The organism is Chitinimonas violaceus, from assembly GCF_052601015.1.
In genome coordinates this window covers 1-7342 of record NZ_JBQXDJ010000112.1, presented here as the reverse complement: position 1 = coordinate 7342, position 7342 = coordinate 1, and the positions used below count along the sequence as shown (strand labels likewise).

Annotated in this window: 9 protein-coding genes; 3 read left to right on the top strand and 6 right to left on the bottom strand. The window is 53.2% G+C overall.

Annotated elements, in window-relative coordinates:
• Positions 1–104 precede the first annotated feature (104 nt).
• Genes ACUHMQ_RS19730 through ACUHMQ_RS19720 form a run of 3 tightly spaced genes read right to left on the bottom strand, consistent with a single transcriptional unit; the run spans position 105 to position 3444 of the window.
• A complete protein-coding gene (locus ACUHMQ_RS19730; RefSeq protein ID WP_445297172.1) occupies positions 105–887 on the bottom strand; it encodes a hypothetical protein in 783 nt (260 codons plus the stop codon).
• On the bottom strand, positions 884–3046 hold the full coding sequence (locus ACUHMQ_RS19725) for a portal protein (protein ID WP_445297171.1): 2163 nt from the start codon (positions 3044–3046) through the stop codon (positions 884–886). Before ACUHMQ_RS19725 ends, ACUHMQ_RS19730 begins: the two co-directional genes overlap by 4 nt.
• Complete coding sequence (locus ACUHMQ_RS19720; RefSeq protein ID WP_445297170.1) at positions 3043–3444, bottom strand: hypothetical protein; 402 nt, start codon at positions 3442–3444, stop codon at positions 3043–3045. The genes ACUHMQ_RS19725 and ACUHMQ_RS19720 overlap by 4 nt, the downstream gene beginning before the upstream one ends.
• Before the next feature lie 337 nt (positions 3445–3781).
• On the opposite strand from ACUHMQ_RS19720, the gene ACUHMQ_RS19715 reads away from it, so the two are divergent.
• Together ACUHMQ_RS19715 and ACUHMQ_RS19710 are read left to right on the top strand one after the other, a co-directional pair.
• Positions 3782–4033, top strand: a complete 252-nt coding sequence (locus tag ACUHMQ_RS19715) for a type II toxin-antitoxin system Phd/YefM family antitoxin (RefSeq protein ID WP_445297169.1) — start codon at positions 3782–3784, stop codon at positions 4031–4033.
• A gap of 5 nt (positions 4034–4038) precedes the next feature.
• Positions 4039–4353, top strand: coding sequence for a type II toxin-antitoxin system RelE family toxin (locus ACUHMQ_RS19710; RefSeq protein WP_445297168.1), 315 nt, complete (start codon positions 4039–4041; stop codon positions 4351–4353).
• Between the two features lie 15 nt (positions 4354–4368).
• On the opposite strand, the gene ACUHMQ_RS19705 is transcribed toward ACUHMQ_RS19710, so the two are convergent.
• The 3 genes from ACUHMQ_RS19705 to ACUHMQ_RS19695 all read right to left on the bottom strand — a co-directional run bounded on the left by ACUHMQ_RS19705 (position 4369) and on the right by ACUHMQ_RS19695 (position 5885).
• Positions 4369–4602: a hypothetical protein gene (locus ACUHMQ_RS19705; protein WP_445297167.1), complete on the bottom strand. Its 234-nt coding sequence runs from the start codon at positions 4600–4602 to the stop codon at positions 4369–4371.
• Between the two features lie 212 nt (positions 4603–4814).
• Positions 4815–5297: a nuclear transport factor 2 family protein gene (locus ACUHMQ_RS19700; RefSeq protein WP_445297166.1), complete on the bottom strand. Its 483-nt coding sequence runs from the start codon at positions 5295–5297 to the stop codon at positions 4815–4817.
• Between the two features lie 48 nt (positions 5298–5345).
• Positions 5346–5885 carry a carboxymuconolactone decarboxylase family protein gene (locus ACUHMQ_RS19695; RefSeq protein ID WP_445297165.1) on the bottom strand — a complete coding sequence of 180 codons (540 nt, stop codon included), beginning with the start codon at positions 5883–5885 and terminating at the stop codon, positions 5346–5348.
• Positions 5886–6019: 134 nt separating this feature from the next.
• Between ACUHMQ_RS19695 and ACUHMQ_RS19690 the strand changes: the two genes are divergently transcribed.
• Positions 6020–6919: a LysR family transcriptional regulator gene (locus tag ACUHMQ_RS19690; protein WP_445297164.1), complete on the top strand. Its 900-nt coding sequence runs from the start codon at positions 6020–6022 to the stop codon at positions 6917–6919.
• Positions 6920–7342 lie beyond the last annotated feature (423 nt).

Genomic DNA, 7342 nt, shown 5'->3' with positions numbered 1-7342 from the left:
GGAAAATCCACGGGTGAGACTAGCCCGTAGAGATATAGTTATGCACAGTCGCCGGTCAAACGGCGGCAACCATCACTGGGTCAATATTCAATCGGCAGGGTGGGTCAATATTCAATCAGCGCAAACAACTTGGCCTCTGCGCGTGCAATTCCGTGTGCTTTTTCCAGGGTCTGCCAGCCATTGAGCCCCGCATTCTCAGGGTCATTGGCGACCTGGATCACCGCCTCATTAAGCCAGGCGGTCATATCTTTGTTGTCAGCGTAGGTTGCCTTGTGCGCCGTCAGGAACGCATCACAGGTTTGTGCCCACGCTGCCTGTTCGGCTGCTTGTGCGTTTTGCGTGTTGAATGACTTTGCATTGTCAGCGTCTCGGATTGCCAGACGCAGGTCGAGCGCTTTCTCGTTCAGCGCCTGAAACTGCGCATGGTAGGCAGCGCCATCAATCTCAAAGTTGTCGAGTTGGCTGGCCAGGGCCAATTGTTGCTTGCTGATGTCGGCGAGTTGTTGTTTGGCATCGTCGGGCACTTCCGGTACCGCGTACTGAACCGGTTGCGGCTTGAAGCGCTGTTCAGTGACGGGGGTGGTGTCAGTTGAATTGGCTGCTTCCTTTTCGGTGGCCGCAGCTTCATCCTTTACCTGGGCTTCTACTTCCGTCTCGGTTTCCGCTTCCTGCTCGATGACTTCCTCGTCGGCGTGCTGGTCGTCTTCTTCGTCCTCTGAATAGCTGTCTACATCGCCACCTTCGTCGTCTTCATGGTCCATACCCGCGTCCATCATCTCGCCGAGGGTGCGTTGGTCGTCATCGACGTCGCTGGTCTCGTCCAGGATGGCGCGTTCTTCGTCGGTCAAACCGTCGTCGTAATCTGATTGTGCTTGGCTGTTGCTCATGACTTGCTGGCCCTCCTGTTTGGCCGCTGGGTATTGGTTTGGGATTGGTTGTCGCGCATGGCTGCCTTGAGGCTGCCAAGTTGTTCTTTGAACCTGGCTTCAAGTTGATCCACGGCGAGGGCGTATTGCTTACCCTGAATCTTCATTAACGCTTCGAGTTGATCTATTACTGGCTGGAACTGAGCGGCATTGCGCGTCTGTTCAGCCATTGCCTCTTTCTGCGCTACATCGGCCATGGCGGCACGCTTGGCGAGCGCGGTCTGTTCTGCCTGTTCTTGCTGCTGGGCTTGTTGCTCGGCGATTTCTTCCGGCGTCTGTTCGGCATCCGGGTCACGCTGGCCCGTCAACTTGCGCACGCGTTGAACCAGCTCGTCTTTGTTCGGGACATCCATCAGGTCGATGATCAAGTCGAGCATGCCAATGGCGATATCGGGCGGTAGTTTGGCAGCCAGTTCGAACAGCATCTGTACCTGTGCCTGCCGGATTGTTGCCTGATAGTCCTGCTCGCTGACCACAAAATCGGCCTTGGTACCGACAATGTCGTTCTCGGGCAGTCCGTCGTTGATTGACTGGAACTCAAACCCGCCTTTGGCGTTGGTAATGCGGATTTGTTTGTCTTGTGGCGCAAACTGCTCGATCAAGCTGAGCTGTATCTCACTCTGCAACTGCATGGCGAGGCGGAAGTTATCAAATAGCTCCGAGGTCGCTACACCACCTTGGTCCTGCCGTGCCTCGATAGCTCGGCCACTGCGGGCATTGGAATTGCGCCCCAGGTTCTCGTCGGTGATACCCGAGATATCCTGCACCATGCGGGCATCAATTTCGGCCAGTTGCAGGTGTGCGGCAGCAAGATCACGATCCACGTTCAGATCGAACTTCAGGTTACCGTCTTCCAGTTCAATGACACTGTCGGGACGGGCCATTTCATCACGTAACTTCTCGACGTTTTTGACCGCCCCTTTCTCCATCACGACCTTGTTGGTCGAGAGCACATAGAGCGCCTTGGACATGCGCTTGTTGAACGCATCCTGTGGGTCGCGCACGCCGCGAACAAGGCCGTAGAAGGTGCTATCCCGGTCTCGGCGATAGGCGATGAAGGCGGTATAGGGGAAGCGGTCGTGCTTGTAGGGACTACGGCCCTCGTACAGCAAGCCTGCAGAGGTAAATACAGCCACCCGCATCTGCATTTGCTGCTGCTCGGCGATATGGCATAGCTCGCCATCTAAAGCAGCACGCATCACCGCATCATTGGGGTCGAATTCCTTGCCATGGAAGTCGCCACCAAACATCTTCTTTACCTTGGCGAGAACCCGGTACCAGACTTCGAAGACCCGGACACGCTGGCGGGCATAGACGCCATCACCCAGCTTCCCTTGTTCCTCATCCTGGTCGGGGAAATCATCGGTAAACCAACTACTGCTACCCAAGGCATCCGAATCACGGGTGGCGTTATGCACGACCCAGGTACGGGTTGGGTTAAGTTGTTCCGCCACATCGACGTCCAGCCATTTCTGGCGGATCAGATAACGCGCATCACCCATATCGTGGCGCTTGGCAGCACTGTCGGGCAGCATTTCGCGCCAAGGGACATAGCGTGAATACAGCGGCTCGCCATCCGCATTGTTCTGGCCACCATCCTCCACCCAACCGATTCCGCCTTTGACGGCATCCGCAAAAGCTTGGGAACGCTCGAATCCCGCCTTGTTCACGTCGGCGATGTACTTCAGGTACTGGGTTTTGCGCTCTGCCGCTTTGGCGCCATCACTATTGCGCGGCAGTATCTTCCAATCGACGCGGGTACGGCGCTCGGTACCGAGCACCCAGTTAACCGACGTGGCGATCTTGTTGTAGACAGCGGGTAGCTGACCACGCGCCTGAAGCGTCTGGGCATCCTCGACGCTCCACTGGATATGGTCGTAGTAATCGTGGTCGATGGCGATCTGCGCCCGGTTCTCGGCTTGCAGGTCCATCTCACGCCGGGTATAACCCACCAGACGACGGAACAGCGCTTGCATCGCGGGAGTGTCGAGCGGATCACTGGCAGTTTGCGCCTGCTCGTCACTGCGCCCAAGAAAGGATCGACCCGCCTCGGCAGCAATGGGATCGATGCGCTTACTCACCCGGACGTTGACCAAGCGATCATCTGCCAACTCGTTCACTGGTAGATGTCCTTGGTGAACCGTCTTCCGTTGGCAATGACCTCAATCTCGCCAACCACCTCGCGTTGCTGCTTGGGTGCAGGCGGCATCGTGTGCAACTCGTCGAGCCCATCCTGAATGACAGTGACAATCTGTGTCCAGGTCTGCGGGGTGGGATCAAGCTGCATGACTTGCGCACCATGCACAGCGGCCTTGGCCACCATGCGTACATCTTCACAATCGGTACGCCAGCGCCATAGGTCATCCTGGCGGATCGCAAAGGCATTGGCGCCCAGCCTAGGTACAGCAGGCCGGATTAGCAGGCAGGGATCACCGTTGATGTAGGTGTAATGACGGACCAGCCCGTATTGCTGCTGGGCCTTGCCGGTATCGATGAGTGTTGCTGCGTCGCCTTGCATGATTGGCCATTCGGAGATGCGGGAATGGCGGCAATGTAGGGGTTGTTACCGGTGTTGACGCCGAACTTCGTCAATGAAACCCCTGTTTACCATCACAGATTTTCCAGCTGGAACACAGGATGGTTACACATACAAGGGTGGAAATTATTGGACGCCGTGAAAATGATCATCGACACCGAAGCAGACGGGCAAAAATGGCAGTTTTACCAGTCAGGTACTTTGGCCGACTAAATTTTGCGGATGCGCGGATCAAGGTGCTACACTCCAAAAAAAGAGCCGAATACAGCACTGATTTAAGCGTGTAATTTGGAGACAAATTTATTAAGGAGCAGTAGAAATGGAAACCCTTCTTACCAATCTCACCATTAGCTTGACTGACTTTAAGAAGAACCCATCGAAGGTCTTAAGCGAAGCCGGTCCCAGGCCCGTCGCGGTGTTGAACCACAACAAAGCTGCGTTTTACATGGTTGAGCCGAAGTTGTTCGAAGCATTGACGGAACTGGCTGAAGACTTGGCGATGACACCGTTGTTGAAAAAACGTCTTGCCAAGCGAGATCAGGCAATTGAAGTTGATATCGATACCCTTTGAATCACATGGTTCAGAAATATAAATATCGCCTAAAGTTTGTGCCTGAGGCCCTGACTGAATGGAAAAAGTTAGACGGTTCAATAAAAGAACCCTTGAAAAAACTCTTAGAAAAGAGGCTGGATGAACCGTGTATGCCTGGCGCTAAGCTGCACGGCAGCTTGCAACACTGCTACAAGATTAAGTTGCTGAAGCAAGGTTATCGCTTGGTATACACCGTCGAAAATGACGAACTAGTAGTACTAGTTTTGTCTGTGGACAAACGTGAAGACTCGGTGGCTTATGCCGCAGCGCTTTCACGTCTCCTTAAAAATCGCTCCTAAAGCTCAGACAGCATCCTACGCCGTCTTGTAATTGTGTATACGCTGTGATTTCGGTTTGTCCTTGGATTCGTCATTCCCAGGATTGCCCAAGTGCCCAAGCGCCACGTATTGCAGAGCATCATGTGGGTGCGAAAACCGGTTCTTATCTGGCGTCTCCGTGTAACGTTCCTCGCCCGGAACCAGCATCTTTCGGTACTGATATCCACCGTTGAATCCCTTGATGAGCACCTTGAAGGACTTGTCGAGCAAGAATTCAGGCTCGCCATGCTGGTGAACAACATTACTTTTAGGTTACTCAACACTCTTATAAGAAGCCTTGACCCGATGGCCAATCAAATGTGCAACATATTGATTGGCTTAGCGAAGGACTATATCAGCCTTAGTTTCCAGGCAGTTCTACACTTTTCCTATTTTTGAATCGTTACACTATCTCACTGGTTTCATTGGCTGTTGGTCAGCGATCATAAGTCAAGATCACTTAGTCCTGGGTGATCAAGGGGGCGACGGCCTTGCGGCCAATGAAAAAGCCGAGCCGACTCCACGATCTTCAAGTCGTTAATACTGGCATGGCGAATCGCCATCAAGCCACTACGATCAAACTCCCAATTCTCGTTACCATAGGATCGATACCACTGCCCGGTGGCATCGTGCCATTCATAAGCAAATCGAACAGCAATCCGGTTATCGGTGTGAGCCCAGAGTTCCTTGATAAGGCGATAACTGAGCTCACGCTGCCATTTTCGAGTCAAGAAAGCCACTATTGCTTCTCTACCGTGTAGAAATTCATCACGATTGCGCCAGCGGCTATCTGTCGTGTATGCAAGTGCAACTTTAGCGGGATCACGTTCATTCCAACCGTCTTCGGCAGCACGCACCTTAACTATCGCGTCTTCTCGACTGAATGGTGGAGTTGGCGGACGTATAGCATGTGTGGTCTCTGTCATGATGGTTCCAGAATTGAATGTGGTAACGAGAGATGTGAACAGGTTTGCCTACTTGGCAGAGACCACGGGGAAGTCAATATCTGTCTGGGCGACATTATTGATGTAGTTTGTCAGTACGTTGAGGGCGACCACCATCACTATCTCGACGACCTCTGCTTCATCAAAGCCCGCTTGGCGCAGTGTGACTAGATCAGCATCACTCACCCGGCCACGCTCAGAAGCCACCCGAAAGGCAAAGTGCAAGGCGGCTGCTGTCTTTGTATCGCTGCTGTGGTGGTCACGGGCTGCAGCAATCTCGGCTTCGGTCATTTTGACCACATTCAAGCCCAGATAGGTGTGGGCAGAGAGGCAGTAATTGCAGCCGTTGAACTCGGCAATCGTCAAGGCGATTCGCTCACGCAATGCTGCATCCAGCTTGCCCTTGTTCAACGCACCATTAAGTGACAGGTAGCCCTCCAGTGCTGCTGGACTGTGGCCTACCAGTTTCATCAAGTTGGGAACGATGCCTAGTTGCTGCTTAACGGCAGCTAGGAGTGGCTTGCTTGCTTCAACGGATTGCTCAACGGTTGGGATGCTGATTCGGCTCATGATGGTTTCCTTGGCTAGGTGGATTACAACTCGCACCACCCAATGCGTTGCGAGTGACACCACTCTACCTATGTACATGAAATTGAAGAATATCCATACAATGCAATAGATTATTCCACTAAAAGGAATGAAATATGGACAAGCTGCACCTGATGACGGTGTTCGTGGCAGTGAGCGAAGAGGAGAGTTTTGTCGGGGGCGCACGGCGACTGGGGATGTCACCACCAGCCGTTACCAGGGCTATCTCGTCATTGGAAACAAAGCTGGGGGTTAAGTTGCTGCACCGGACAACCCGTTATGTGCGTGTTACCGAATCCGGTCAGCGCTATCTGGATGACGCGCGTCGCATCCTGGAGGAGGTGATTGAGGCTGACGAGGCAGCTGCCGGAAATAACGCTGCCCCTCGTGGACATCTGACGGTCACTGCACCGGTATTGTTCGGCAAAATGTTTGTCATGCCCGGCATCATCGCATACCTGAATCGCAACCCTGATGTAACAGTGTCAGCGATATTTCTGGATCGGGTTGTCAATATGCTGGAAGAGGGGATCGATGTTGCAGTGCGGATTGGTCATCTACCCGATTCAAGCATGCGGGCTATTGGAGTTGGCTGGGTAAAACGCGTACTTTGCGCGTCACCTGATTATCTGGCACGACATGGTGTCCCAATACTGCCGCAGGATTTGCACAAGCAGACGATTATTGCCGCGACAGGGGTCTCATCAGCGGTGGAGTGGAAGTTCGGTCCCGAATCCTCCCCCTTCAATGTCAGGTTAAAACCTCGGTTAACAGTTACCAGCAATGATGCTGCCATCGAGGCAGCCCGCTGTGGTCTCGGTATTGCTCGCTTGATGTCCTACCAGATAGCACCCTATCTGGCGGCAGGTGAACTGAAGATTGTTTTATCTGAGTACGAAAATGCGCCCTTGCCCATCCATATCGTGCACAGGGAGAGCAAGTTTGGTTCAGCCAAGGTACGCAGCTTTATCGATCTGATAACCGACCGCTTGCGAGCCGATGAACATCTGAAGTGACCTGTCCTGATAACCGTAGACACACACTTTGGACAGTAATTTGTGTACCTACTGGGTTATGCCGTCTTATAACTTCGCGGATCACGTGACTTCGGCCTGCCCTTGGATTCGTCATTCCCAGGATTGCCCAAGTGCCCAAGCGCCACGTACTGCAAAGCATCATGCGGGTGCGAAAACCTGTTCTTGTCGGGTGTCTCGGTGAATCGCTCCTCTCCTGGAACCTGCATCTTCCGGTATTGATACCCCCGTTGAATCCCTTGATCAGCACCTTGCAGGACTTGTCAATTAGCAAGGTCTGGTAATCCCCCCGGAAAATAGGGGTGTGCAGAAGTAGAATTTTCTCGGATAGAGGGAGTTCTACAAAATGAAGAAATCGAGATTTTCGGACAGCCAAATCATCACCGTGCTTAAGGAGGCAGAGGC

Coding starts and splice junctions, on each gene's coding strand:
- ACUHMQ_RS19690 (WP_445297164.1), top strand. CDS start 6,020: ATGGACAAGCTGCACCTGATGACGGTGTTCGTGGCAGTGAGCGAAGAG.
- ACUHMQ_RS19710 (WP_445297168.1), top strand. CDS start 4,039: ATGGTTCAGAAATATAAATATCGCCTAAAGTTTGTGCCTGAGGCCCTG.
- ACUHMQ_RS19715 (WP_445297169.1), top strand. CDS start 3,782: ATGGAAACCCTTCTTACCAATCTCACCATTAGCTTGACTGACTTTAAG.
- ACUHMQ_RS19700 (WP_445297166.1), bottom strand. CDS start 5,297: ATGACAGAGACCACACATGCTATACGTCCGCCAACTCCACCATTCAGT.
- ACUHMQ_RS19695 (WP_445297165.1), bottom strand. CDS start 5,885: ATGAGCCGAATCAGCATCCCAACCGTTGAGCAATCCGTTGAAGCAAGC.
- ACUHMQ_RS19730 (WP_445297172.1), bottom strand. CDS start 887: ATGAGCAACAGCCAAGCACAATCAGATTACGACGACGGTTTGACCGAC.
- ACUHMQ_RS19720 (WP_445297170.1), bottom strand. CDS start 3,444: ATGCAAGGCGACGCAGCAACACTCATCGATACCGGCAAGGCCCAGCAG.